Origin of the sequence: Dyella sp. BiH032 (assembly GCF_031954525.1) — a bacterium.
In the GTDB taxonomy this organism is placed as follows: domain Bacteria; phylum Pseudomonadota; class Gammaproteobacteria; order Xanthomonadales; family Rhodanobacteraceae; genus Dyella_D.
The window spans coordinates 1,735,024-1,761,472 of record NZ_CP134867.1 but is presented as its reverse complement, the minus strand read 5'-3'; the positions used below and the strand labels follow the sequence as shown (position 1 = coordinate 1,761,472).

The 26,449-nt window shown below is 68.1% G+C and carries 19 protein-coding genes; 10 read left to right on the top strand and 9 right to left on the bottom strand.

From position 1 onward, the window contains the following. Position 1 precedes the first annotated feature (1 nt). Genes RKE25_RS07850 through RKE25_RS07840 form a run of 3 tightly spaced genes read left to right on the top strand, consistent with a single transcriptional unit; the run spans position 2 to position 5,690 of the window. The gene (locus tag RKE25_RS07850; protein WP_311841682.1) at positions 2 to 1,288 is read left to right on the top strand and encodes a TolC family protein; all 1,287 of its coding nucleotides are present in this window, start codon (positions 2 to 4) and stop codon (positions 1,286 to 1,288) included. Then, complete coding sequence (locus RKE25_RS07845) at positions 1,285 to 2,559, top strand: efflux RND transporter periplasmic adaptor subunit (protein WP_311841681.1); 1,275 nt, start codon at positions 1,285 to 1,287, stop codon at positions 2,557 to 2,559. The genes RKE25_RS07850 and RKE25_RS07845 overlap by 4 nt, the downstream gene beginning before the upstream one ends. Then, on the top strand, positions 2,556 to 5,690 hold the full coding sequence (locus tag RKE25_RS07840) for a CusA/CzcA family heavy metal efflux RND transporter (RefSeq protein ID WP_311841680.1): 3,135 nt from the start codon (positions 2,556 to 2,558) through the stop codon (positions 5,688 to 5,690). The genes RKE25_RS07845 and RKE25_RS07840 overlap by 4 nt, the downstream gene beginning before the upstream one ends. 715 nt (positions 5,691 to 6,405) lie before the next feature. Here the strand turns inward: RKE25_RS07840 and RKE25_RS07835 are convergent. Continuing rightward, on the bottom strand, positions 6,406 to 8,772 hold the full coding sequence (locus RKE25_RS07835) for a GH92 family glycosyl hydrolase (RefSeq protein ID WP_311841679.1): 2,367 nt from the start codon (positions 8,770 to 8,772) through the stop codon (positions 6,406 to 6,408). A 61-nt stretch (positions 8,773 to 8,833) separates the two neighbouring features. Continuing rightward, positions 8,834 to 12,016 carry a TonB-dependent receptor gene (locus tag RKE25_RS07830; protein WP_311841678.1) on the bottom strand — a complete coding sequence of 1,061 codons (3,183 nt, stop codon included), beginning with the start codon at positions 12,014 to 12,016 and terminating at the stop codon, positions 8,834 to 8,836. Between the two features lie 734 nt (positions 12,017 to 12,750). On the opposite strand from RKE25_RS07830, the gene RKE25_RS07825 reads away from it, so the two are divergent. Both RKE25_RS07825 and RKE25_RS07820 read left to right on the top strand, forming a co-directional pair. After that, positions 12,751 to 13,686 (top strand): GlxA family transcriptional regulator, encoded by a 936-nt coding sequence (locus RKE25_RS07825; RefSeq protein ID WP_311841677.1) that lies wholly within the window; start codon positions 12,751 to 12,753, stop codon positions 13,684 to 13,686. Positions 13,687 to 13,863: 177 nt separating this feature from the next. Beyond that, positions 13,864 to 14,865, top strand: a complete 1,002-nt coding sequence (locus RKE25_RS07820) for a VOC family protein (protein WP_311841676.1) — start codon at positions 13,864 to 13,866, stop codon at positions 14,863 to 14,865. A gap of 83 nt (positions 14,866 to 14,948) precedes the next feature. Here RKE25_RS07820 and RKE25_RS07815 read toward each other — a convergent pair whose 3' ends face one another. The 4 genes from RKE25_RS07815 to RKE25_RS07800 all read right to left on the bottom strand — a co-directional run bounded on the left by RKE25_RS07815 (position 14,949) and on the right by RKE25_RS07800 (position 18,451). Next, entirely contained in the window at positions 14,949 to 16,094 is a 1,146-nt protein-coding gene (locus tag RKE25_RS07815) for an autotransporter domain-containing protein (RefSeq protein ID WP_311841675.1), read from the bottom strand. A 398-nt stretch (positions 16,095 to 16,492) separates the two neighbouring features. Continuing rightward, on the bottom strand, positions 16,493 to 16,864 hold the full coding sequence (locus RKE25_RS07810; protein ID WP_311841674.1) for a YciI family protein: 372 nt from the start codon (positions 16,862 to 16,864) through the stop codon (positions 16,493 to 16,495). A 148-nt stretch (positions 16,865 to 17,012) separates the two neighbouring features. Next, a complete protein-coding gene (locus RKE25_RS07805) occupies positions 17,013 to 17,714 on the bottom strand; it encodes a DUF4440 domain-containing protein (protein ID WP_311841673.1) in 702 nt (233 codons plus the stop codon). After that, entirely contained in the window at positions 17,711 to 18,451 is a 741-nt protein-coding gene (locus RKE25_RS07800; protein WP_311841672.1) for an AraC family transcriptional regulator, read from the bottom strand. Before RKE25_RS07800 ends, RKE25_RS07805 begins: the two co-directional genes overlap by 4 nt. Positions 18,452 to 18,594: 143 nt before the next feature. On the opposite strand from RKE25_RS07800, the gene RKE25_RS07795 reads away from it, so the two are divergent. The 4 genes from RKE25_RS07795 (at position 18,595) to RKE25_RS07780 (ending at position 22,188) form a co-directional block, all read left to right on the top strand. Next, positions 18,595 to 19,098, top strand: coding sequence for a hypothetical protein (locus RKE25_RS07795; protein ID WP_311841671.1), 504 nt, complete (start codon positions 18,595 to 18,597; stop codon positions 19,096 to 19,098). Further along, positions 19,088 to 19,741 carry a DNA-3-methyladenine glycosylase gene (locus tag RKE25_RS07790; protein ID WP_311841670.1) on the top strand — a complete coding sequence of 218 codons (654 nt, stop codon included), beginning with the start codon at positions 19,088 to 19,090 and terminating at the stop codon, positions 19,739 to 19,741. Before RKE25_RS07795 ends, RKE25_RS07790 begins: the two co-directional genes overlap by 11 nt. A 338-nt stretch (positions 19,742 to 20,079) precedes the next feature. After that, entirely contained in the window at positions 20,080 to 20,925 is an 846-nt protein-coding gene (locus RKE25_RS07785; protein ID WP_311842355.1) for a hypothetical protein, read from the top strand. Between the two features lie 6 nt (positions 20,926 to 20,931). Further along, positions 20,932 to 22,188, top strand: a complete 1,257-nt coding sequence (locus tag RKE25_RS07780) for a DUF4785 domain-containing protein (RefSeq protein ID WP_311841669.1) — start codon at positions 20,932 to 20,934, stop codon at positions 22,186 to 22,188. Between the two features lie 310 nt (positions 22,189 to 22,498). On the opposite strand, the gene RKE25_RS07775 is transcribed toward RKE25_RS07780, so the two are convergent. Together RKE25_RS07775 and RKE25_RS07770 are read right to left on the bottom strand one after the other, a co-directional pair. Continuing rightward, entirely contained in the window at positions 22,499 to 24,043 is a 1,545-nt protein-coding gene (locus RKE25_RS07775; protein ID WP_311841668.1) for a peptidoglycan-binding domain-containing protein, read from the bottom strand. A 45-nt stretch (positions 24,044 to 24,088) separates the two neighbouring features. Next, positions 24,089 to 24,538 (bottom strand): lysozyme inhibitor LprI family protein, encoded by a 450-nt coding sequence (locus RKE25_RS07770; RefSeq protein ID WP_311841667.1) that lies wholly within the window; start codon positions 24,536 to 24,538, stop codon positions 24,089 to 24,091. 349 nt (positions 24,539 to 24,887) lie between these two features. Between RKE25_RS07770 and RKE25_RS07765 the strand changes: the two genes are divergently transcribed. Beyond that, on the top strand, positions 24,888 to 25,466 hold the full coding sequence (locus tag RKE25_RS07765) for a hypothetical protein (protein WP_311841666.1): 579 nt from the start codon (positions 24,888 to 24,890) through the stop codon (positions 25,464 to 25,466). 111 nt (positions 25,467 to 25,577) lie between these two features. On the opposite strand, the gene RKE25_RS07760 is transcribed toward RKE25_RS07765, so the two are convergent. After that, a complete protein-coding gene (locus RKE25_RS07760) occupies positions 25,578 to 26,378 on the bottom strand; it encodes an SDR family oxidoreductase (RefSeq protein ID WP_311841665.1) in 801 nt (266 codons plus the stop codon). Positions 26,379 to 26,449 lie beyond the last annotated feature (71 nt).

Genomic DNA, 26,449 nt, shown 5'->3' with positions numbered 1-26,449 from the left:
CATGTTGTCTTCCTGGTTCGGCGTCGGCGCGGCACGCGCGCGACGCCTGCGTCGGCTGCCGTGGGTGGCCGTCATCTTCATCGTGTCGCCCGCGTGGGCGGCCTCCCCGGTATTGACCCTCGACGAGGCGTTGCGGCAAGCCGTGGCGCACGCGCCGATGCTCGCGGCACGGCGCGCGCAGACCAGCGCGGCCCAGCAGGAATCCGCGCGCGCGGGCGCCTTGCCGGATCCGCAACTCACGGTGGGCATCGACAACCTGGCCATTCAGGGCCCCGGCGCGTTCACCGCCGGCGGCGACAGCATGACCATGCGCACCGTGGGTTTGACCCAGGCGCTGCCCTCGGCGAGCAAACGCCAGGCGGAACGCGCCATGGGCGCGGCGAACGTCGAACTGGCCGCCGCGCAGGAAACCGGTACTGCCCTGGGTATCCGCCAGCAGGTGGCCGGGGCCTGGATCGGCGCCTGGGGCGCCGAGCATGAGCGAGCCATGCTGGTGGCGCTGCAATCGGTGTGGGCACAGGACGAAGCCGCCGCGAACGCACGGCTGCGCGGCGGTAGCGGCAGCGCAGCCGATGTGCTGGCCGCGCGCATGGAAGCCTTGGATCTCGCCAACCGGATCGACACGGTGACGGCACAGGAAGCGCAGGCACGCGCGCAACTGCGGCGCTGGCTGGGCGATGCCGCCGACCAGCCGCTGAGCGACGCCCCGGACTTCGCGGCCATGCCCAGCGACGAAACCGCGCTGCTGGCGCGGCTCGATCAGCAGGCACCGCTGCTCGGCTGGGCGGCGCGCGAACGCGCTGCTGAAGCGGCGTTGGCCGAAGCGCGTGCCGACAAGCATCCGCAATGGTCGCTAGGCGCCAGCTATGGCTCGCGCGTGCGTGGCCTGTCGGACATGGTGTCGCTGCAGGTCGGAGTCAGTCTCCCGCTGTTTACGCGCAACCGGCAGGACCGCGGCATCTCCGCGCGCGCCGCCGAACTGGACGCGGTGCAGGCCGAGCACGAGGACGCGCGGCGGCAGCAGGCCGAAGCGGTGCAAGCGGCCTGGGCGCAATGGCAGGCACTGGGGCGGAAGGTACGACGGCATCGCGACGTGCTGCTGCCCTTGGCGAGCGATCGTTCCGCGCTCGCGCTTGCCGCCTATCGCGGCGGCGGCGACATCCAGCCGCTGCTGCAGGCGCGGCGCGACGAGCTGTCCCACCACGCCGACTACGCACGCATGCAGGCCGACTACGGTCGCGCCTGGGCCGCGCTCGCCTATCTGCTGCCCGAAGGAGACACCCCATGAAGCGTTTGACGATCGTGCTCTCCATCGCAGCTGCACTGAGCCTCGCCGGCCTGGCCGGCTATGGGCTGGGCCGGCGCCCCGCCGCCTCGCCGAACTCTGCGGCAAGCAGCACCGCGCCTGCCGCCGCGGCTTCGCAGCGCGTGCTGTATTGGTACGACCCGATGGTGCCCGCGCAGCATTTCGACAAACCCGGCCTGTCGCCGATGGGCATGGAGATGGTGCCCAAGTACGCGCAGCAGGAGGACGACGCGGGCAGCATGCGCATCGACGCCGCCACCACGCAGAACCTCGGCGTGCGCCTTGCGCCCGTGCAGCGGCGCGTCCTCACCGGCGAGCTGGATGCGCCGGCCACGGTCACCTGGGACCCGCGCCAGGCCACCGTCGTCAGTGCGCAGGTGGATGGCGTGGTAACGCATCTGCGCGTACGGGCGCCCTACACCGCCGTTGCCGCCGGCGCGCCCCTGGCGGACCTGTTGGCGCCGGCCTGGAGCAGCGCCCTTGCCGAAGCCGACGCCTTGCGCCAGGTGCAGTCGCCCGAAGCGAAGGCATTGCGCGCGGCGGCGCAACAGCGCTTGCGCGTGCTGGGTCTGACGGCGATGGACCTCAAGGCGTCGCGCGCCGCCGATGGCGGCGTGACCTTGCATGCGCCGCAGGCGGGCATGGTGATCACGCTGGACGTCCGCGAAGGCCAGCGCGTGACCGCGGGCCAGACACTGATGACATTGAACGGCCTGGGCAGCATCTGGGTCGAGGCGGCGGTGCCGCAGGCGCTCGCCGGCCGCATCCGGGCCGGCACGCCGGTGACCGTGCGCGGCGACGCGCTCGCCGGCGAAGCGATCGCAGGCACGGTCGAAAGCCTGCTGCCGGACATCGATCCGGCCACGCGCACGCAGCGCGCGCGCATCGTGCTGGCCAATGCCGGGGGAAGGCTCAGCCCCGGCCAGTTCGTGCGCGTGGCTTTCTCACCCGGTGCGGAAGCGCCCGTGCTGGCCATTCCCACCGAAGCGCTGATCGTCGGTGGCGATCGCCCACGCGTGATCGTCGCCACCGGAGAAGGCCGCTTCCGGCCGGTGGGAGTGCGCACAGGGCGTGCCGCCGATGGCTACACCGAAGTCGTCGCCGGTCTGCGCGGCGACGAACAGATCGTGGTCTCCGGCCAGTTCCTGCTCGATTCGGAAGCCAGTCTTTCCGGCGCGCTGCAGCGCCTGGAATCCGCACCCGCCGCCGCGGCCAGCGTGCCGGCGATGGCGCCGATGGAGAACGCCCGATGATCGCCCGCCTGATCCGTCTGGCGATCGCCCATCGCGGCCTGGTGCTGCTCGCCGCGCTGGTGCTGGCCCTGGCCGGCGCGTACGCCGCGTGGCGCACGCCGATCGACGCCCTGCCCGATCTCTCCGACACGCAGGTGATCCTGCGCACCAACTGGCCCGGACAATCGCCGCAGGTGGTGGAGGATCAGGTCACCTATCCGCTCGCCACCACCATGCTGTCGGTGCCGGGCGCGACGGCGGTGCGCGGATACTCGTTCTTCGGCGACTCCTACATCTACGTGCTGTTCGACGAACACACCGACCTGTACTGGGCGCGCTCGCGCGTCCTGGAATACCTGAGCCAGGTGCGCGACCGGCTGCCTGCCGGCGTCAGCCCGTCGCTGGGACCCGACGCCACCGGCCTGGGCTGGATCTACGAGTACGCGCTGGTGGATCGCACCGGACGGCACGACCTCGGTCAGTTGCGCGCGTTGCAGGACTGGTTCCTGCGCTATCAGCTGAAGACCGTGCAGGACGTGGCGGAAGTCGCCAGCCTGGGCGGCATGGAGCGCGCCTGGCAGATCGTGCCCGACCCGCAGGCGCTTGCCGCGCGGCAACTCACCGTCGCGCAACTGGTGGACGCCGTGCGCGCAGCCAACGGCGCCAGCGGCGGCTCGGTGATCGAACAGGGCGAAGCCGAGCTGATGGTGCGCAGCGAGGGTTACCTGCGCCGCCAGCAGGACTTCGAACAGGTACCACTGGGCACCGGCAAGGACGGCGTGCCCATCCTGCTGCGCGATGTCGCGAGCGTGCGCCGCGGCCCAGCCTTCCGCCGCGGCGTCGCGGAGCTGGACGGCCAGGGCGAAGTCGCCGGCGGCGTGATCGTGCTGCGCTCCGGCAAGAACGCCAAGGCCGCGATCGCCGCGGTGAAAAGCCGGCTCGCCGAACTGCAACGCAGTCTTCCGGCCGGCGTGACGATCGTGCCCACCTACGATCGCGCCCAGCTGATCGACGCGGCGGTCGACAACCTGTGGGGCAAGCTGGCGGAGGAGTTCCTCGTCGTCGCCCTGGTGTGCGCCTTGTTCCTCGGTCACCTGCGTTCGGCGCTGGTCGCGGTGATCAGCCTGCCGCTCGGTGTGCTCGCGGCGTTCGGCGTGATGCATCTGCAGGGCGTGTCGGCGAACCTGATGTCGCTGGGCGGCATCGCGATCGCCATTGGCGCGATGGTCGATGCGACGGTGGTGATGATCGAGAACGCGCACAAGCATCTGGAGCACTGGCGCGACGCGCATGCGGGCGCGGACCCGCATGGCGCGGAACGCTGGGCGCTGATGGCAGAAGCCGCCGCCGAGGTGGGCCCGGCCCTGTTCGTCAGCCTGCTGATCATCGCGCTGTCCTTCGTGCCGGTGTTCGCGCTGGAAGCGCAGGAAGGACGGCTGTTCAAGCCGCTCGCCTTCACCAAGACCTATGCCATGGCGGCCGCCGCCGGGCTGGCCGTGACCCTGGTGCCGGTGCTGATGGGTTATCTGGTGCGCGGCCGCATTCGTGCCGAACGCGACAATCCGCTCAACCGCGGCCTGATCGCGCTGTATCGGCCCGTGCTGGACCGCGTGCTGCGCTATCCGAAAAGCACGCTGGTGTTGGCAGGCGTGCTGCTCCTGAGCGCGCTATGGCCGCTCGCCCGCCTGGGCAGCGAGTTCATGCCGGCGATGGACGAAGGCACGCTGCTGTACATGCCCACCGCCTTGCCGGGCCTCTCCACAGGCAAGGCGGCGCAACTGCTGCAGCTCACCGATCGCATGATCAAGACCGTGCCGGAGGTCGATCACGTCTTCGGCAAGGCCGGGCGCGCGGAGACCGCTACCGATCCGGCGCCGCTGGAGATGTTCGAAACCACCATCACCTTCAAGCCGAAGGCGCAGTGGCGTCCCGGCATGACGATGGACAAGCTCAAGGCCGAGCTCGACCGCGCGGTGAGGGTGCCGGGTCTGACCAATCTGTTCGTGCCGCCGATCCGCAATCGCATCGACATGCTCGCCACCGGTATCAAGAGTCCGGTCGGCATCAAGGTGCTCGGGCCGGATGTGGCGACCTTGCAGCGCGTGGCCAGCCAGATCGAAGCGGTGGCGCGCCGTGTACCCGGCGTCGGTTCGGCCATCGCCGAGCGCAGTGCCGGCGGGCGTTACGTGGACGTGCGCATACGGCGCGACGCGGCCGCGCGTTATGGCCTGACGCAGGAGGCCGTGCAGTCGCTGATCGCGGCCGCCGTGGGTGGCGATGCGATCGGGCAGTCGGTGGAAGGCCGCGAGCGCTATCCGATTGTCGTGCGCTATCCGCGCGAAATGCGCGACTCGGTCGCCGCGCTGGTTGCCTTGCCGATCGTGGCGCCCGGCGGGGCGCAACTCACGCTCGGCCAGATCGCCGAGGTCGCAGTGAGCGAGGGGCCGCCGATGCTCAAGAGCGAGGACGGCCAGCTGGCCACCTATGTCTACGTCGATACCGCGGGGCGTGACCTCGGCGCGGTGGTGCGCGGCCTGCAGGCGGCCGTGGCGCGCGAGGTGCCATTGCCACCCGGCGTCACCCTGGCATGGTCGGGCCAGTTCGAATACCTGGCGCGGGCGATGGACCGGCTGGCGTATGTCGTGCCGGCCGCGCTGGCGATCATCTTCGGGCTGATCTACGCCGTGTTCCGCCGCGCCGACGAAGCGGCGCTGATCATGCTGAGCGTCCCGCTCGCCCTGGTGGGCGGCCTGTGGCTGATCCTGGCGATGGGACACGCGGTATCGGTCGCCACGGTGATCGGTTTCATCGCGCTGGGCGGCGTCGCAGCGGAGTTCGGGGTAGTGATGCTGCTCTATCTGCGCCACGCCTGGGACCGGCGGCGCATGGAAGGCGCCATGGATGTAGCGGCGCTCCATGACGCCATCCGCGAGGGTGCCGTGCAGCGCGTACGGCCGAAAGCGATGACGGTCGCGGTCATCCTCGCCGGCTTGCTGCCGATCCTGCTGGGCCATGGCGCCGGCTCGGAAGTGATGCAGCGCATCGCCGCCCCGATGGTGGGCGGCATGCTCACCGCACCCTTGCTGTCGATGCTGGTGATTCCCGCAGCCTTCTTGTTGATGGCGAGGCACCAGCTGCGTCGATCTACGTGATGCATTTGAAGAGCTCGCGCTAGCTGCGTTTTCGCGAGCCCCCGCCCCTCATCCCGCCTTCTCCCCGGCGGGGAGAAGGAGAAGTGATGGACCGAGGCGAAAACCAAACAAGAGCGAGCGAAGCGATGCTCCGTCACGCTCTTGATCTCCCGGGTTCCCTTCGCGGCGGTGAGGGCTGGACGATCAGGCCGCCGCAGGCGGGCGGGGGCAGGACGCCCCCGCCTTTTCGATCAGGGCATGGATGCCCTGTCGAAAAGCCCGGCCAGCCCTCAACGCACCCGCAGCAGCGTAGGCTGCGGAGGGCGCCGCGCAGGGGGCCCTTCTTCTTGGTTACTTCTTCTCGTGGTCCCCCTTGAGGGGATGGGCAAGCAAGAAGAAGTAACTCGCTCTCCGGCAGGAGAGCGAAACCCTCGCCCCGCGAGGGGCGAGGCAAGGCTTGCGATAAGGCGACAACCGAGCGCTGACGCCAATGGATTCCGGCCTGCGCCGGAATGACGAGTAAGTAGAGGCGATGCGATCGTCAGCGCCCGACGTTGGGGTTCGCAAGCTCACCCCAACCTACGCAATCGCTCTCCCGCAGGAGAGCAAAACCCACTCCGCAACGCGAACCAGCACCCGAAGCATCAACGTACGCAGGACCAACGACCAGCCCCAAACCAACCATCCGAAAACACCGCGCACGCTGCCCAAAACGGCACCCGCACACGCCCCAGCATCACCGCCGCAGTGCCGACATCGAAGCCGGCGCCGCGCCCGCATCCGCGCCCCATCCCTTGTTCGGCTCCGGCCCCATCGTCAACTCCAAGGTACCGCCCTGCGCAATGTCCGCATGGCTGAACCACGGTTTGTTCCACGGCTTGCCGTTGAGCGTGGCGGACTGGATGTACTGGTTCTTCGCCGAGTTGTCGCGCGCAACGATCTCGAACACCTTGCCATTACCCAGACGCAAGCGCACGCGGTCGAAGATCGGGCTGCCCAGGATGTAATCGGGCGTCGATGGATCGACCGGATAGAAACCCATCGCGCTGAGTACGTACCACGACGCGGTGGAGCCCTGGTCGTCCATGCCGGGGAAGCCGTAGCCCGTAGCGTCGCTGCCGTACAGCTCGGCGAGGATGCGGCGCACCAGCGCCTGCGTCTTCCACGGCTGGCCGCTCCATGCGTAGAGATAGGCGGCCTGCTGGTCCGGCTGGTTGCCTTGCACGTACTGGCCGATCAGGCCCGTGCAGTCGCGGCAGATGCCCTTGGCTGTATAGGGCGTGGAGAAGAAGGCGTCGAGCTTCGCGTTAAAGGCGTCGCGACCGCCGAGCAGATCGATCAGGCCCTGCACGTCGTGCGGCACCAGCCATAGCGTGGACCAGCCGGAGGCTTCCTTCATCATGAAGTTGTAGTAAGGCTCGCCGGGGTCGAATGGCGAGATCCACTTGCCGTCGTCTGTCTTGCCGCGGAAGAAGCCGACCGAGGGGTCGAAGAGGTGGCGATAGTTCGCGGCGCGGCGCGTGAACATGTCGGCGTCGTCCGTCTTGCCGAGCCGGCGCGCGACGTCGGCCAGTGCATGGTCGTCCCAGGCGTATTCCAGCGTCTTGGCGACGCCGGCCTTGCCGTCGGCATGCGGCGGGCTGGGGTTGTCGTCGGGAACGTCAGAGATCCAGCCCTGCTTCATGTATTCGGCGAGGGCGCCGCGAGGGCCGTTGGGATCGGTGGCGTTCTTGCGCAGGTACTCGTAGGCCGCGGCGTAATCGAAATCGATGCCGCGCCGCCAGGCGCCGTCATAGAGCAGCACGGCATGGTCGCCGTGGAACGAGGTGTTCATGTAGCCGCGCTCACGGGCGCGGTCCAGCTCGGAACGCATGATGTCCTGCACCACGTTCGGTTGCAGCAGCATCAGCAGGGCGATCTGGTTGCGGCCCGTGTCCCAGAACGGCACCGGTCCGTAATGGTCGTAGTCCGCCACCTGGTCGCGCCCGTTGGCGTCGGTGTAATGCTCGCCCTTGCGTGCGATCATGCGCGGGCTGGCGAAGGAGTGGTACAACGTCGAATAGAACAGCATGCGCTGCTTCGGCGTGCCGCCGGTCACTTCCACGCGCTCGAAGAGTTCCGCCCAGCGCGCACGCGCCTTCGCATGCACGCGGTCGAAGTCGGTGTCGCTGTCCTGCGCGCGCAGCCTCTGCTCGGCTTCCGCGGCGCTGTGGCCGTGGGCGATCCGCACCACTATCTGGTCGCCGGCCTTCGTGTCGTAGGTGACGTAGGCGCCGGCGTAATCGCCGGAGACCTGCCGGCGGCCCGCCTTCACGTCTTCGCGGCCCAGGCCCTCGCCCTTGGCGGTAACCTCGGAACGAAACGTGCCGAAGGTGGTGAACGGCCGCGAGAACTCGGCGATGAAGAAAGGACCATCGGCATCCCGGTCGCGGCGGCCGGCCGTGGCGACGCCACGGATCGTGTGGTCGTCCACCACCTCCACATCGCCGCCGGCGCGGCGCAGATTCAGTACCACGTTCGACCGGTGGCTTGCCGGGAAGGTGAAGCGCATCAGGCTGGTCCACTGCGTAGCCGTCAGCTCGGCTTTCGTGTGGAACGTGGCCAGGTCCACGGCGTAGTAGCCGGGCGAGGCTTTTTCGGTGGCCTTGTCGTAGTACGACGCCGCGTAGTCCGGCGGCACCGTCCAGTCGCCCACCACGGGCATGACGATGGGTGCGCCGCGAGCGCCATAGGTCGAGCCGCCGCCGCTGAAGCCGAACATGGTAGGACGCCGGTAGTCGTAGGCCACGGGCACGCCGGTGGCGAAGCTCAGGTCGGCATTGATGTTGACCGGCGCGGCTTCGGTGGCGCTCTGCGGCAGGCTGGCACCCGGCGTGGTCATGCCGGTGTAGGTGGGTTCGCCAGGTGGCGGCGCGTTGCCGAGCAGGGTCTGGTCGTCGAGCGGTGCCGTTCCCACCAGCGGGTTGGCCAGATCCACCGCCGCCGCGGCAGCGTTCGCCGGCTTGCTGTCCTTGCCCGGCAAGGCTGTCGCGGAAGTCACGATGAGCATCGACAACGCGACGGCGAGGGCACGATGGGGAAGGCGTGCCATGAGTGTCTTCATGTGATTTTCCTTCGCCTGAAAAGAAGACGGGGCCGGTGATCTACCCGGCCCCGTCGTTGGCTTACCTGTTGCTGGCACCACCGAACTTGTAGGTCACGCCCAGGTAGTACTGCCGGCCCGGATACATCAACTGGACCAGGCGCGCGCGCGTGTCGCCACCCAGGTAGGTGTGCGGCGTCGCCTTGTTGAAGTTGATGATCGACGCCGTGATCATGAAGTGCTTGTTGATCTCGTAGTCGCCGTTCAGATCGATCTGGTGGTACGGCTGTGCGTAGATCGGCAAGCCCGCGGTCAAGCCCTCCATGGTGCGGCCCGTCCAGTTCTCGCTGGCACGCAGCAGCAGGCCGTTCTTTTCGTAGAACAGCGAGACGTTCGCCGCGTACTTCGCGCTGCCGATCAGCTCGGCCTTGCCCACCTGCGTATCGCCCAGCGACACCGCGGTTTCGTTGGTCTTGTTGAGCGTGTAGTTGACGATGTAACCGAAGCCCGAGTCCCAGGTGTGCTGCGCGTAGAGCTCGATGCCCTTCGACGTGCCAGAGCGGCCGTTGGCATTGGTGCTGTACTGGCGGAAGTTCGTCTGGGTACCGCCCACGTTCACGTCGATGTTGTTGACGGTGACCGGGACGACGAAGTTCTTCACTTTCTTCTGGAACAGGTCGATGCCGACCACGCCGTGAGGCGCGTAGTACCACTCGCCGGCGAGGTCGAACTGCGTAGCCGTGAACGGCTTCAGCTCGGCATTGGCACCGGAACCGTACCAACCCGGCAGCGGCGCGCCGAACTGCTTGCGGTCGTTGTAGTACTCCTGGGTGTTGTTGGTCAGCTGGCCGAGCTGGGCCAGGTCGGTGTAATTGGCGCGGGCCAGCGCCTGCGAGCCGGCGGCGCGCAGGACGAAGTCTTCCGCGATCGTCCACGCGATGTTGAAGCTCGGCAGGAACTTGTTGTAGCGCTTGTTGGTGGTCGAGTTGTTGAAGTTCTCGATCACCGACACTTCGCGCGGAAGGTACTGGAAGTCACCCGGAGCGCACGCACCGCCGCCCGCGTTCACGCCCGAGGCCGGGCAGATGAGGATGTTGCCCGCCGGGTCGTGGTAGTACACCGCGTTGTTGGTGGTGACCTGGTTGGCGACGGTGAGCTCCTGCTTCGTGGTGACGAAGCGCACGCCGACGTTGCCGCGCAGGGTGCCGGTGTCGAAGTTCGCCTGCACGTAGGCCGCCGCGATCTTCTCGCCGATCGACGATTTGTTCTGCGGCTTGTTGTAGAGCACCCGGTCGTAGGTGGAGTTGAGGTGGTTGTAGTACGCCGGGAAGTTGATCGCAGGGAAGATGCTGTCCTCGTAGGCGTGGTTCGCGCCATTGAGGTAGGTCGGCAACAGGAAGCTGGCCGGCAGCTGGCCCGCGTTCGGATCGCAGGTCTGGAACTGCGAGGTGGTGCCCTTGCAGTACCAGCGCACTTCGTTGCTCTGCTGCTCGGCATTGGCGTCGCTGTACTTGGCGCCGAACTGCAGCGACTGCATCCACGAGGAATCGAACGCCCAGGTGAAGTCCGCCTGCGCGAAGTTCTGCGAGGTGCGGGTGTTCACCATGTTGGAACCGGTCGAACCGAGGTCGACCTGACCGGCGCCGGCGAGCATGTTCTGCAGCACGGACTGATCGGCGACGATGCCCGGCTTGCCGTTGAAGTTCCACGCCGCACCGGTGCTGCCATCCACCCACTGGCCATTGACGAAGTTGCGCGGCTTGGCCGCCATGCCGAGTTCGATCGAGGGGCCGCCCTTGGCCCAGGTGCGGCCGACGTTGAACGAACCGCTCAGGCTGCCGCCGTTATCCCACTCGCCTTCCAGGTTGAGGGTCTGCGAGGTGGCCTTCTCCACGGAGTAGTTGCCGTTGAGCCACGGGATTTCCGTCGAGCACACGTCCACCGCCTGGCGCGGCGCGCCAGTGACCGGGTTCACCGCCGAGTTGCAGCCGACGCCCTTGGGCGGCAGCACGTAGTTGGCACCGGTGACGACGGTGCCGGACTTGTCGAAGGTCAGGCCGTTGGGCGCGAGCAGGCGGCCGTTCTGGTCGGCGTAGTTGCTGTTGTTCGGCAGGCCCCACTCGGGGATTTCCAGCGTGTTGGTGATCTGGTTCTGCTCGCGCTGGAAGCGGAAGTAATTACCGGTCAACAGGAAGTGGTCGCTCGCCTTGAACTGCATCGTGGCCTGGGCGCCCTTGGTCTTCAGGGTCAGGTCGTTGCGGCTGGTGGCGAACTGCTGCGGCATCCAGTAGCCGTTGTAGACCCTGCCGGACTGGTCGACCACGCCGTTGCCCCACAGGTCGATATTGTTGTTGACCGCCGAGGGATACGGCCTGCCGTTGACGTCCACCGGCGGCTGGGTGCAGGTCACGTGGTCCGTACAGTTGTCCGACCACCAGTGCCAGCTCGTCGCATCGGCTTCGTACGTGGTGGCCTGACGCTTCTGGTAGGCGCCGGCGAGAAGGATGCCGAAGGTTTCATCCTTGTTCTTCCACGACCACAGCGCGGAACCCTGCGGCTCCGTCTTCGAGCTGGTATCGGAACTCGCGGCGGTACCGGAGACGAAACCTTCGTTCGCGTCCATCTCCAGCGGACGGCGCGTGCGCAGATCGACGTTGCCGCCGATGCCGCCTTCGTCCAGGCGCGCCTCGAGGCTCTTGTAGAGCTTGATGTCCGAGAACATGTTGGCCGGGAACAGCGTGTAGTTGAACGAACGCGAGAGACCCGCCGACGTATCGGCAGACGCCACGTAGTTGCCGTTCAACTGGGTCAGCGTCAGCTCGGGGGCGAGGCCGCGGATGCTCACCGTCTTGCCTTCGCCCGACTCGCGGCTGATGACCACGCCCGGCACGTGCGCCAGCGCGTCCGCGATGTTCTTGGCGGGGAACTGCGCGATGTTCTGCGCGTTGATCACTTCGACGATCGAATTGGAGTCGCGCTTGTCCTGGACGTTCTGGTCGATCGACTGCCGGTAGCTGGTGACCACGACCGTCTGCAAGGTCGTGGGGTTCTTGTCGCCGGGCTTCCCCTTCTTCTGTGCTTCCTCGCCGGTGGCGTTCTGGGCATCGGAGGTTTGTGCCGGCGACGACGCCGGGGTGGCCGCGGCTGCGGCGGTCTGTGCGAAAGCGGGCGCGGGCACGATCAGGCTGCCGCCCAGCGACAAGGTGGCCAGGGCGAGCGCGGCGCACAGCGGCTTGCGCGTCAACATGTGTGGCAGGTAAGTCATTTCGGTTGATTCCCCTACGTGATGTGCGCCGCTTGCACCGGCGCGGTGATCCCCGTTCGTTCACGTGCTGCAGATGGGCGAGCTATGACTGCGGACGTCCTCCCTCAAAACTGGATCGAACACCGGATCGACTCGGACACTGGATCGATCCAAACACTGGGTGGCCAACCGGCCTCGGCTTATCGGCGTCGCCGCCTCAAAGGCGCCTGCAGGCGGTCGCTGGAACCTGGGTCGGGTGGTGCGGCCTGCGGTGAGCGATGGCATCGCCGGAGCAGGGCCAAAGAACGAGGCCGGACGCGCGGACACGCGGGCCTGCCGGAACGGAAACGCGGGCGGATTCTGCTTTCATACGGCGGCTTCCCACTCCCTCCACCTGTCTGGCGGGAAGCAGCAGCATCCAGGCGCGCCCGATGGCGCGACCGACGCTCCCTCCCCGGTCGTCCCGGTCTCGATGGGTTCCACGCCGCCAATCGGCCAGAAAACGCATCCAAGACTTGGATCGATCCAAATCCCCTGGCGCGAAATTAAGACCCCGAACAGGCGAGCTGTCACGCTGCGACGCAAAATGCTTCGATAACAAGCCGGCTTTCGGGGCGACAGAAACGAGGCTGCGCGGATGGTTCTTTCATGCACGCACGGTGCAGCCAGCCAGCGAACTCGACCGTGCTCGACGGCCTTGACGCCCATCGGCTCCTAGGCCAGTTTTCCCGCCACCCCATCGACCAGCGGCCACCATGCGACGCGAGATCGCCATCGTTGTTTTTCCGGGATTCCAGTTGCTGGACGCCGCCGGTCCGGTCGCCGTGTTCGAGATGGCGGAGCGGTTCCGGCCGGACAGTTACGCGATCAGCGTGCTGGCGCCGGAAGGCGGCGTCGTGCGCAGTTCCTCCGGCGTGTGCCTGGCGGCGGAACCGCTGGAAGCGCGGCGTTTCGATACGGTGATCGTCGCGGGCGGCAACCTCGGCCAAGTGGAACAGAACCAGGAGCGCGTCATGGCCTGGCTGCGCGGCGAGGCGTGGCGGCGCGCAGCCGGGGTCTGTTCCGGTGCCTTCTTCCTGGCGCACGCCGGGCTGCTCGACGGCCGGCGCGCCACCACGCACTGGGCGGCAGCCGAACGCTTCCGGCAGCTCTATCCGCAAGTGCGGCTGGATGCCGAGCGCATGTTCGTCAGGGACGGCGACCTGTGGACCTCGGCCGGCATTTCCGCCGGCATCGACCTGGCCCTGGCGCTGGTCGAGGACGATCTCGGCCCGGGCATCGCGCGGCGCGCTGCGCAGCAACTGGTCGTGCACCAGCGTCGGCACGTCGGGCAATCGCAGTACTCCGTGCTGGTGGAACAAGGCGGCAAGACCGGACGCTTCGGCGAATTGATCGGCTGGATGCGCGCACGCCTCGCCGAACCCATGACGGTCGAGCGGCTGGCCGAGCGCGCGTCGATGAGCCCGCGCAACTTCGCGCGCGCCTTCGCGGCGGAGATCGGCGCAACGCCGGCGAAAGTCGTCGAAGGCTTGCGGCTGGAAGCAGCGCGCGTGGCCGTCGAAACCAGCCATCTGCACCTGGATCACATCGCCGCCTCGACCGGCTTCGGCGATTCCAGCCGCATGCGCCGCGCCTTCGTGCGCGCCTTCGGCACCTCGCCGCAGTCGTTGCGCCGCAGCGCCGGCGCCTGATCGCGAGTAGCGGATATGCGCGGCATCGCTGCACGACGGCTGCGGCACTTGGCTTTTTTTGTCCGGAAATTGTCCTTGCGGGCGGCCTGCGACCGCCCCTAAAAAACGCTTCGGCGATGACCGCGCAGGCACGCGCCGATGCGAACTCCCCTGCCCCTCTTTCACGCAAGGATCCACATGCGCTCCATCCTGTTCATGACGGCATGGCTGCTCGGCCTGGGAGCCGCGCAGGCCGCCGCTCCGGCACCGGCGGCGCAAGCCGCGACCACCCGCCTCGACCACGTCCTGCTGTGGGGACGCGGCATCGATCAGGTCACCTCCGTCATGGCGGTGAAGCTGGGCTTCCAGGTCCGGCCCGGGCGCGATCCCGGCGGCGTGGCGAATCGCTACATCCGGTTCGCCGATACCAGCTTCATCGAGCTGCTCGGCATCACCAAGCCCGACCCTGCCTTCGACCCCGGCACGAAGGAAGACCAGCAGGCGCTGAAAGGCGGACCGGGCTCGCGCACCTTCGGCTTCCGTTCTTCGTCGCTCGACGCCATTCGCGGCGCGCTGCAAGCGCAGCACTACGCCGTCACGCCGTTCTTCGCCGGCCCCGACAGCGCCAAGCCGGGCTGGCGCCTGTTCGCGTTCGATCGCGCGCCGTTGTCGAGCAACACCTTCTTCATCGATTACGCGAACGATTACGCGCCCGACCAATTCGATCCGTCCAACGCCGGCGACTATCGCGCGACGCGCGAACATCCCAACGGCGCGCGTGCGCTTTCGTCGATCTGGCTGGTCTCGGCCGATGCCGACGCCGATCGCCTGCAGCTGGAGAAGATGGGCTTCGGCCACGCGGTGCCGGTGAAGCTGCCCGAGGTCGGCGCGAAAGGATTCTGCGTGCCGGTCGGGCCAACCGCGCTGCTCGCGCTGCAGCCCGACGGCGCGGGCCTGGCCGCGCAGACCATGGCGAACGGCGGCCCGCGCATTCTCGGCGTGAGTTTCGCGGTGGCCGACCTGGGGCGCGCGCAGCGCTGGGCCGAGCGCGGCTATGAGCGCAAACTGGCCACGTATCGCGGCTTGTCCGGCGAATCCGTCCTCGCGCCCACGCAGGACGACCTGGGCCTGTCCATCGAATTCCATGCGATGCGCAACGGCAGCGCACCCTGCGCAGGCGCAACGTCGCAGGGTGGCTGACCGACACGCACGATCGATTCGAACCGGACAGCGGCTTCGTCTTCGCCCCGCGCATCCAGCGCGGGGCTTTCTCTGGGGCCGCGTCAGAAGCGCACGGACATCGCTGCCGTCAGATCCTGATCCACGAAACGCTGGCTGCCGGCCTGGCCGTTGTAGCTCAGCGAGAACACGGCATTGGGCGCCAGGGTGAAATCCAGGCCGGCGTCGAGCACGCCGACGTTGCGGCTCACGACCAGCCCATGCAGGTCGTATGCCGTGCCGCCCGCGCGGAAGGCGAGGGTATGGCCGACATCGACATCGCCCGTGGCGTGTCGCCAGCCGAGACCGGCCCGCGCATTCACCGCCACCGTGCCCAGCTGGAAGCTGTCGGCCACGATGTGCACGCCCAGGGTCGAATAGGTCACGTCGGCTTTGTGACTGCTGCCCGCCAGCGCGGCCGGCCCGCCGGCTTCGCGGAACGCCTCGATGTTCTGCCGCAGGCCGGCCAGTTGCAGATAGGGCTGCCACTGGATGCGGCCCCAGTGCATGCCGTAGCCCAGCTCCGCGAAGGCCTGGGCGGTGTGCCCGTAATAGTCGGTGCCGAGACTGGAAGCCGCCAGTCCGGGCACCTGCACGGAGCGGTCCGTGACGATGTGATGGCGCATGTACGCCGCGCCGAACTTCAGCGTGAAGGCATCCCACTGCGTGCCCGCATAGGCGCCGTACGTGGTGTTGTGCACGCTGGCGGTGGAGTAGCGGCTGTCGGCATCGAGCGACGCATGGTCGTAGCCGAACAGCAGGCCCACGCGCCAGCGGTCGGCGAAGACCAACGTATCGACGCCACCCATCACGCCGCCCACGTCGCGCGTGACCGCGCCGGCATTGCCGTCGCTGCCCTGGTGGCTCCAGCCGCCATCCGCCTGCGCCCACAGGTGGCTGCCGTCGGCGCAGCCGGCCGCGCAGGAAAGCCTGGCGAACGCCGCGTCGCGCGCGAAATGGCTGTCCTGGATCATCTGCGTGCCGACCGCGGCATGGATTTCACCGGATAGGCGGTCATAGCCGGCGCCCGCGCTGGACGGATCGGCCGGCCATTGGCTCTGCAGGGACGTCCGCAGCGCGCTGCGCGTGGGCAAGGACTGCAAGGCGCGGGCGACCGCCACCTGATTGGCCGAGCCGGAGGCCGTGAAGGGCTGGCTTTGCGCGAGCGCGGCCGCGCAAGGCGCAACCGCCAGGAGGGCACCGATGCCCAAGCGGAATCCGGCGGCGCGTGTGGGCGGCAGATCGTGCGGGGCGCCAGTTCGCGTTGCGCCGATACGGAGGTTGCGGATAGGCATACGCGGCTCTCGAATGACCGCCACCGGGCGTGGCAGTCGCCAAGTATCCCCAACGAACAACAAATTTATGTGTCCGCGATCGTCGATCCCGCGCACGTGCGGCGACCGTTCACATAACGAAGCCTGCGCGAACTTGCAGCGGGCTGCCGTGAAGACCTGCGAATCGTGCACGCTTGCGCGGACGACGCGAACGTCGCCACTGCTCGCTCGCCGCCGCGCGCAGTGAGTTCGTGAAAGACCCCACGGTGCCGCTGCATACGCCTCGCGGCAACGGCGCCGCGCGACGTCACGCGGCGCCGCGCCTCATGGTGCGCTCATTGGAAATCGGCCATCTCGTACAGCGGCCGGATCTCGATCTCGCTCGGCCCCGGCATGGGGTTGGGGCAGCGCTTGACCCACGCGACCGCCTCGTCCATGTCCTTCACTTCCCACAGCCAGAAGCCGGCGACCAGCTCCTTGGTTTCCGCGAAGGGCCCGTCGATCACCACGCGCCCGGGGCCATCGAAGGCCACGCGCTTGCCCTCCGAGGAGGGCCGCAGGCCATCGCCCCCGCGCATGACGCCGGCCTTGATCAGTTCCTCGTTGAACTTGCCCATCGCCTCGAGCATCGCGAGATTTTCGGGAGTGGGGGCGAAGGGGTTCTTTTCGCTGTACTCAGTGGCTTTCACCAACACCATCACACGCATCGTCCGTCTCCTCGTCCGGGCCGGCTTCGCCGGTTTGCCATAAGACGACGAATGGAACGGCCGGAAATCGACACGCTCGCGAAAAAAACTCCCGAACGCCACCCACGCCGGCAGCGCGGAAGCGAGGCCGGACGCGGCCAGGGCACCGCTAGGGCAACTTCATCCAGCGCACGTCGTGGCCTTCGCGCCGCATGGCGAAGGCCACGATCCTGCCCTGCCCGTCCCGCTGGAAGACGAACCGCTTGCGCGGCTGCCCCTTGAGGAAAAGCACGTCGGCGGTTTCCGCCAGCAACGGCTGCATGGTGCCCCCTTCGGTCCCGCCCATCAGACGGCCATCGCCGACGCGCACGACGTAGTGCAGGTCCGGCGCGGCCTCGTAGCGGCCCGCGTACTCCGCGAGCCTGGCGGCTGGCAATGCCACCGCCGGCGGATCGTCGTTGACCACGTAGACGTGCGCCGAGGCCAGCTTCCATTCGCCCGCTTCGCGACGCCAGCTCTCGGTCATCAGGTAATGCGCCAGCAGCGCCTGTCCGTGGAAGGACTCGCGCTCCTCGTCACGGTGAATGACGAAGGCGCTGTCGCCGTGGGCTTGCACACGATAGTCGGTGATCGCGATGGAACCGGTGACGCCGTGCGGCAGCGGCACCAGCGACGCGAGAAAGGCCTGGCGATCCATGATCGTCCCGTTCTCGTCGACGTAGACGGCGTCCTTGGTCAGGGTGCGCTCCCACAAGGCGCGATCGCCGGGCGCGATGGCGTCGAGCAGGGCCTGGTCCTTGGCGCGCAGCGTGGTTTCGAGGGAGTCCGCGGCGGGACCGGCCATGGCGAGGGTCAGCAGTAGCGTGATCATTCCGCCAGCCTGCCGTCGTTTCCGCTGCCGGTCTTGAACGAATGTGACTCTCGTCGCCAGGCCGCCGGTGGCGCACCGGTCAACCGGCGCACGGCACGCGTCATGTGCGCCTGGTCGGCGAAACCACAGAGGTCCGCGATCGAGGCCAGCGGTTCGCTGCCGCCGGTGATGCGCAGCCATGCGGCGCGCGCACGCCAGTCCGCGCGAAAGCGGCTCGGCGGCACGCCGAACAGGCGGCCGAAGCCGCGCGACATCGTTTCGCGGGCAAAGCCCGCCTCCTCGGCCCAGTCGCCGATGGCGACCACCTCGGGCGCCATCAGCGCCGCGGCGAGCGCGTCGGCCGGGTCTTCGGACAGCGCGGGCGACCACGGCCTGCCTGCAAGATGTTCGCGCAACGCCACCGACGCCTCGGCCACGTCCCGCTCCGCCAGCCTGGCGATCAGGTCCACGTCGCAGCCGGCATACACACCGCCGCATCCTTCCTCGCGTGGCCAGGGCAGGCGCAGCACGGTCAGTCCGGCACTGAGCATGCGGTCCGCATGACAGTCCAGCGTCGGCTGCACCAGCACGTCGCCCGTCCGGATGCGCATGCGTCCGGCGTAGCTGCACTGTTCGAAGGCACCGCGCAACAACACGGTGGCATAGGCCTCGGCATGCTGGTGCCTGGGCAGCGCATAGCCCGGCGGCAGGCGTTCGATCCCCGTGCGTGCCGAGCGGAAACCATGTGGGTTCTGCATGCCGTGAACCTCGCGCATTCCGCCGCTCTATAGCAGCGAAGCCCAGCGTGCGGAAGTGACGGCCGGCGGATGCGCCGAAGACATGCCCGGTGCGAGGCAGGCACTATAGTCTGCCCCTCCTCCCATGATCCGGCATGGCCGACATGCAACCGCCCAGATACTCCCTGATGGAAATCGAGCGGCGTTGGCTCGTTCCCGCTCCGTCTCCGGCCGAGCTGGCCACCCTGCCCTGTCGCGTCATCGAAGACACCTACCTCGACGGCACGCGGCTGCGCCTGCGCAGCATCCGCGCACCCGACGGCACGGTGATCCACAAGCTTGGCAAGAAGTACGGCCGCGCCGGCGCATCGTCGCAGCCGATCACGAACATCTATCTTTCGCCGGAGGAATATCAGGTGTTCTGCGCGCTGCCCGGCGCGCGGGTGGTGAAACAGCGTTACGCCGTGGAACGCGGCGCCATCGATCTCTATCCCTCGCCGCTGTCTCTTGCCGTGTTCGAGATCGAGTTCGCCTCCGAACAGGAGGCGGCGGACTATGCGCCGCCGGAGTTCGTGGGCGAGGAAATCACCGGCCAGGAGGCGTACTCCGGCGCCGCTCTCGCCGCCCGATACGCAGCGGGCATGCAGGCGTTCCGGCATGGCGCGTAAGAAGACACCGGCCATCGCCTGGCCCGGCACGCCGCTGCCGCGCGTCTTCTTCGACCGGCCCTCCATCACGGTGGCGCCGCTGCTGCTCAACAAGGTGCTCGCGGCGGCAGACGGCCGCGCCGGACGCATCGTGGAAGTGGAAGCCTATGCGGGTGCCATCGATCCCGCGGCGCACACCTACCGCGGCAAGACCGCGCGCAACGCGACCATGTTCGGTCCACCCGGCCATCTGTATGTCTATTTCACCTATGGCATGCACTGGTGCTGCAACTGCGTGTGCGGCCCCGAGGGCACCGGCGTCGCCGTACTCATCCGCGCGCTGGAGCCGGTGCATGGACTGGCGCTGATGCGCGCGGCACGTCCGCGCACGGCGATCGATCGCGATCTGTGCCGCGGCCCGGCGCGATTGACCCAGGCCATGGGGATCGACGGCGCGCAGGACGGCATCGATCTGGTCGCCGCCGCCGAGGGATTCACCGTCCTCGACGACGGCGTGGCGCCGCCCGAAGGCCTCGTGGGCAGTCCGCGTATCGGTATCAGCGTCGCGAAGGATTTGCCGTGGCGCTGGAGTGTGCCCGGCAATCGCTACGTCTCCGGGCCGGCGGCGCCACGATCGCCGCCGCTTCGCGAAAGGCGCGGGTGAAGCGCGGCTGTCGTTCGAAACGTTCGAAACGCCATCGCCCGCACGCTCACGACTTCATCACGCCGCGCCGCGCAGCCGCGCGGGTGAAACCTGTCTGCAACCGAGATAGCCGCGCCGCTTCACAGAAACGAAGCGCATTCGGCCACTAGATTTCGACCGGCTAAGCCTTCGGCCGCATGGATGCCGATGCCGGGCATCGCTGGGCGTCTCCCTCCATGCACGCCCGGTCGCGGCGCGCCGTTCCCGACGAGCCGACTCGTCCCGCACGCGCGCCTCATCCGCGCATGGCGTCCGCCGTGCGCTCACTATGGAGGGAAGAGCACGTGCGACGTTCAATCATGGGAAGCCTGATCCTGGGCCTGGCCTGCGCCACGGCCCACGCAGCCACCGGTGTCGCCCTGGTGCACGGCACCGGCCAGCAGACCGATGCGGCCAACGATTACTGGCAATCGGCGATGGTCGACGGCGTGCGCGCCGGCCTGACCGACAGCCAGAACCTGCTGGTGGTCAATTGCGACTTCACCCAGTACATGTGGGACAACCGCGCAGCCGGCTGCCTGGCGCAGCAGCTCACCGATTTCATTAACGCGCGCAATATCGACCGCCTCATCGTCATCACGCATTCCAACGGCGGCAACGTGATGCGCTGGATTCTCTCCAACCCGACCTACGACGCGCGCTATCCGAACATCATCCGCCGCATCGTGCGGGTGAACGCCATCGCGCCATCCAGCGCCGGCACGCCGCTGGCCGACGCGGTGATCAACGGCAACGTGTTCGAGTCGTCGCTGGGCTGGCTGCTCGGCTACCAGAACGACGCGGTGCGCATGCAGCAGGTCGGCTGGATGGCCACCTACAACCAGCAGAACCTGCTGGGCACCGCCGGCCGCCCCGCGCTTCCGGTCACTTTCCGCAGCGTGGTGGGCACCGACGTCACCTCGGCCGTCTGGGACGGCGACAGCTACTGCGGCGGTTATGCGCAGAGCGTGGGCCTGGAGATCACGCAGAATTGGCTGGACAGCTGCTCCGACGGCTTCATCGAGTGCAGCAGCGCCTCGGCCGCGGGTTCCGTGTGGTTCCGCGATACGCAGCGCACCAGCGGCGGCGCCGTGCTCAACCACAACCAGAGCCGCCGCGCCTGCTTCGGGCTGCAGACCATCCTCGCCAACGACCTCAAGGGATAAGCCGCCATGCGCATTCGACTCTTGACGCTGGCGCTCTTCGCCGGCGCCCTTCCGCTGACCGCCTTCGCCGCTTCGCAGAGCCTGCTGCCGCCGCAGGCCGGCGATCTCGTTCCCACCCTGGTCCACGCCCGCATCGCCAGCCCCGCCGCGACGGTGTCCAGTCGCCTCTCGCCGGCCGCGCCCCAGGTGCATGAAGAACGGCAGCCGATCCAGGTGAGCTGGGCCCTCAACCCCGCCGACCCGCTCGACGCCGCGCCGCAACCGGTGCGCCGCGAAAGCCGCGAATACTGGCGCGAAGTGAGCGACACCGAACTGCAGCGCGGCGTGGAGCTTTCGACCACCGCACCCGGCGCGATCATCCGCCTCAGTCCCGGCCAGGGCAGCGCGCGGATACAGGCGGCGGACATGCGCCTGCAGATCGGCGGCAAGCAGTTCGACGGGCGCACGGCCACGCGCCACGTCGCCGATGCGGCGCAACTGCAGGCCGCCGGCATGGACGCCACGGACGCCTCGCTTGCGCTCCAGCTGCGTCCGGACCTGGGCGCCGGCCGTACCACACTGCAGGCCGCCACGGCGCGTGGACGCTACGTCGTATACGTGTACGAGCCGCAGAGCCCGCTGGTGGTGGAAGCGCAGGCCGACCGGCCTGAGCTGCTGCTTGGCGGCAGTCTCCAGGTGTCCGTGAACCTGCGCGATGGCGCGCAGCCGCGCGCGCTGGGCGAAGCCACCGGCGTGCTGCGTTCGCCCGACGGCGAGACCACGCCGCTGCGCTATCGCCGGCAGGCCGGCGGCGGTTTCGTCGCGATCGCCAGCCCGGCGAAGCAGGCGGCCGTTCCCGGCCTGTGGGAAGCGCAGAGCATCGTCACCGGCACCGATGCCAGCGGACGCGAAGTGCGGCGCAACGTCACCACCACCTTCGCGGTCGCGGTGCCGGATGCACGCTTCGTCGGTACCGCCGAGCCGCGGCGCGCGACGGACGGCGGTATCGATATCGCGTTCAGCGTCGACGTGCAGAGCGGCAGCCGCTATGCGGTGTCCGGCGTGCTGTACGGCCGCAACGCCGAAGGCGCGGTTCTGCCCGCCGCATACGCGCAGTCGGCGGCATGGCTGGAAGCAGGCAACGGCGAACTGCATCTGCGCTTCGATCCCGCCAGCCTGCGCGGCCTGGCTCCGCCGTACGAGCTGCACGACCTGCGCCTGCAGGACCAGCCCGCCATGGGCCTGGTCGAACGGCGCGCCACGGCGTTGCGATTCTCGCTCTAGCCCCGCAAGCGAAGACCGGGAATGGGCGTGCCCATTCCCGGTTGCGCAGGACGGCTGCCAACCGCGCCATGTCTCGGCGGAAGACATCCGCCCAGGCTATCTGCCGCCGCATGCAGCCCGCGTTCTCGGCGGCGGCCGCGCGGCACGCCCGCGATTTTCGCGGCGGCGACGTCGCGCATCCTTCCCCCCATTGCACGCGATGTTGCGCACGCCGGCCTAGGGCAAAAAAGAGGCGCCGGTTCGCGGCGCCTCGGTGACTGCCTCTCTAATTCCTTGCAGCAACGACCGGAGTAGGTGCCTCCGGCCATCGTTATCGATGCATGCTCTGCGGCTCGTGCTGCGGCGTCTGCGGCGGTTGCTGGTGCTGCTGCGGCGGAGCCTGGCCGGGTTGCTGCGGTTGCTGTGCGGCGCGCTGGAATTCGGTGCTGCTCTGCTCCAGCGGCTTGGCCACCGACTGCGCTACGTCCACTTCGGCGATCCGCTTGAACGGCGAGTTCAGCTCGCCCTGCACGGCGTAGGCGCGGCGGCCGTCGTCGCTCAGCACGACGTGGTCGATGCGGTCCAGGCCGTGCGTGCGGGCGGACGCCGCCAGCGAGCCGGCGAAGTTCTCGGTCATCTTGTCCGAGGCACGGCCGCGCGCGGCATCGATGGCGCGGACGTTCTGCAGCGCCTGGTCGTACATCGCATGGCCGGGGTTGTGGGGATCGGCCAGGCTCACCTGCGGATGCGCGGCCTTCTTCAGCGCTTCCAGCGTCTTCGGACCGGCAACGCCGTCTTCCTTCATGTGATGGTCGTGCTGGAACTTCTCGACCGCCGCCTTGGTACCCGGGCCGAAGTCGCCGTCCGGCTTAAGCGGGCGGCCGTGGGCATCGGTGTAGCCGAGCTTGGCCAGGTCCGTCTGCAGCTTGGTGACCTCGTCGCCGTGCGCGCCCTGCTTCAGCGCACCGTGCCCGCCGTGCGCGCGGCCGCCCTGGCCGATGGCCTTCAGGGCTTCCTTGACGTCCGCGTCGTCGCCGGCCTTGGCCGGGTTGAAGTTGGCATCGCTCACCTTGGTCTGGGCGCGCTCGAGTGCGGCGGCCTTCTGGGGATCGTCGAAGGCCTGCTTGTATTCCGCGGCCATCGCGGCGGCCTTCGGGCCGTCGTAGTAGGCGTACTTGCCCTTGATCTCGTTCGCCTTGGCCAGGACGTCGTCGTAATCGCCGCCGTCCTTCAGGACCTTCTCGAACTTCTTCATCTGCGACGGCATCTGGTTTTCCGTCTTCGCCAGGATGGCGATGGTTTCCAGACGATGGTCTTCGGGGATGTTCTTCCCGTACTTGTCGAGCATGTCCATCGCCGACTGCGTCGCGTTCTTGATCTGCGGATAGTCGACGTTCTTGTGGATCCACTTCTGGCCGTCTTCCGAGGACGCCCAGGCATTGATGCTGTCGCGCGTGTCCTTGTTGATGAAGGACAGCGTGGTGCGGCCGTTCTCGCCGTTGCCGTGGGTGAGCAGGTCCGCGCGCAGCTGCGCCTTGTCCTGGGTGAACTTCAGGCCGTGGTCCTTCGCGTACTTCTCGGACTGGTCGATGATGCCGTCCACATACGTGGTTTCGCCGGCCTTCGGCGCGGAACCGTCGATCGAGCCCAGCGCCCAGGTGCCGCGCTTGCCGAGGTCCACCTGGATGGTGCCGAGCGAGTAGCCGCTGTCGGCGACGATCTTGTCCGCCTTGCCCCAGTTCGGGTCGGACGTGCCGGACGTGACGCCGGCGATGGAGAGGTGGTACGAGGACGGGCCGCCCTCGGTGCCGCGTCCGACGGCGAAATAGATGGCGCCGGAAAGCGCGTCGGCGTCGTGCGTATTGGGTCCTGACATGGTCTTCCTCCGTGAAGAAACGAGTGGGCGGGTTTAAGTGTGGGTTTATTGGTCGTCCGCGAGGGACAGGTACTTTTCCAGTTCGTTGGCGCGCTCGCAGAGGCGGAAGATCTCGTTCTGCGTGAGCTGGAGATTGGAAATGGTTTCGTCGCCGTAGAGCGAAGTCTCGAGCCGGCCCGTCTTGCCCTGCAGATCGAGCCACGCTCTCTCAGCCGCGACCAGCTGGTCCTTCGCCTTGCTGTCGAGCTTGGCGAGCAGCTTCTTGTAGGCGGCGTTGAGGCGGGCGTCCTGCTTCTGCTTCTCGTCCATCAGGCAGGCCGCGCTGGCGGTGGTGTCCGAGCCGGCCTTGTCGATGCACGCGTAGAACGCGGCAGAGATGCCCTTGGGCGCGTCGCGCTTGATGACCTGGCTGGTGCTGTCCGCCGCCAGTGCCACGGTGCCGTTGGCGAGCAGCGCGAGAGTGAGGGGGAGGGCGATCGTCCTGAACATCTTCATGAATGCAACTCCTGACATACGTTCCTTGCCATGGCGCACGTCGTCCGGCTTGCGGGTCCGGCGCGCCCACACCGGGAGCGGTGTGAAGATCCTTCCCCGCCGGCGCATGTCCGGCGGCGGCCCACCATAGGGGATCGTTCCTCGTCGCTCAAGTGGCTCAACTGCCTGCGATTTCCGGTTTCCCAACCGGTCCACACTTTGGTCGCATGCGGCCAACGCAGTAACGGAAAGAGAACACGGCCAGCGCAGCCGCATGGCTATTGCTGGGTGAACCCGCCCGGACCATGATCGGCCGGCCTGATGCGGGCGGCGAGCTGCCGCCCATCCATCCAAGCCCAGGGGAACCCCCATGCTGCTGCCCGCCGAACTGGCCTGGTACGTCACCGGCCGCTTCTATCTGGACCATAAGAAAACCGGCAACCTCGCCGACTACGGCTATTTCCTGCACCTGGCCGGCATCGACCACGAAGAACTATTCACCGGGAAGCCGGGCGAAGGTAATGCTCGCTTCACCTTCGCAGCCACGCCCTTCTCCGCCCGCGGCGTGTCCAACGGCGGCCTGAAGATGTCGCTCGACCCGGTGGGCGAATTCTCGCTGTACCTGCAGCGCACGCCGGCCAGCACCTTCGACGACCCGTTCTCCTTCGCCCAGGGCGAGCGCATCGCCACGTTCCGCCGTACCTCGGTGGTGGTGGGTACCACCGTCGCCAATGCGGCCGGGCATGCGTTGGTGGCGTCCAACGTCTTTTCCGCGCGGCTGGTGGAGAGCGCGCCGTTCGAGCTCGGCGGCAGGCATTACGACCTGGCGCACATCCTGCCGGTCGGCGTTACCCAGTTCGGCACGGCGGAAGGCGCACCGATCACGCCGACGCCCAGCGGCTACGAGATGGTGGTGGCGTTTTCGGGCTCGGCCATCGCGCTGGCCTGAGGCACGAGCCGGCGCCATGCGACGCCGGCTCGCGCGGTCGTAGAGCGCATCGCGTCGATCGCATCGAAAGGGTCGATGCATCGCGCGCGCGACGCGATCGAGCTTTGGCGCTCAGGCCGTCTCGAGGTAACGCGCCGCCGGCTCCGAACGCGACAGGTTCGGCAGCAACTTCTGCCGCGCGGCCTCGAAGGCCTCCCAATCGCCGATATCCGGCAAGGAGGGGATAGTGACGAGTTCGCCCTGGTCCAGGCCGGCCAGCGCCGCGTCCACCATCGCTTCGGCCGTCATCACCATGGCGGGCGGCAGGTCGCTGAGCCGCGCGCCGGAGACCTCCCAGAATTCGGTGGCCGTGACGCCCGGCAGCACGGCCTGCACGCGCAGGCCGCGGGCCGACAGCTCGTGGTGGAGCGAACGGCTGAGCGCCAGCACATACGCCTTGCTGGCGCCGTACACGCCATTGAGCAGTTCCGGCGCGATCGCGACGATGGAAGCGATATTGATGACCGTGCCGCCGCCGCGTTCGACGAAGCCGGGCACCGCCGCATAGGTCAGGCCGGTCAGCGCGCCGATGTTGAGCGCGATGAGCTGTGCCATCCGCGCGGGATCGGATTGCAGCAACGGCGACGCCGCGCCGAAGCCGGCGTTGTTCACCAGCATCGATACGCTCTGGTCGCCGCGCAGCAAGGCTTCCACGCTGGCCTGTCCCGCCGGGTCCGCCAGATCGGCGGGAAACACCTGGATGGAACGCCCGGTCTCGTCGGTGAGGCGGCGGGCCAGCGCATCCAGGCGCTGGCGGTTGCGCGCCACCAGGATGAGGTCGTAGCCGCGGCGGGCGAGGCGGTCGGCGTAGATCGCGCCGATGCCGGAGGAAGCGCCGGTAATGAGGGCGGTGCCCGGCTCGAGATTCGTCATGTCGGTTCTCCGCGCCAGCGGCATGCCGGCGTCATGACGACGTTTTAGGCCTCGGCACTGCGGACCGAAAT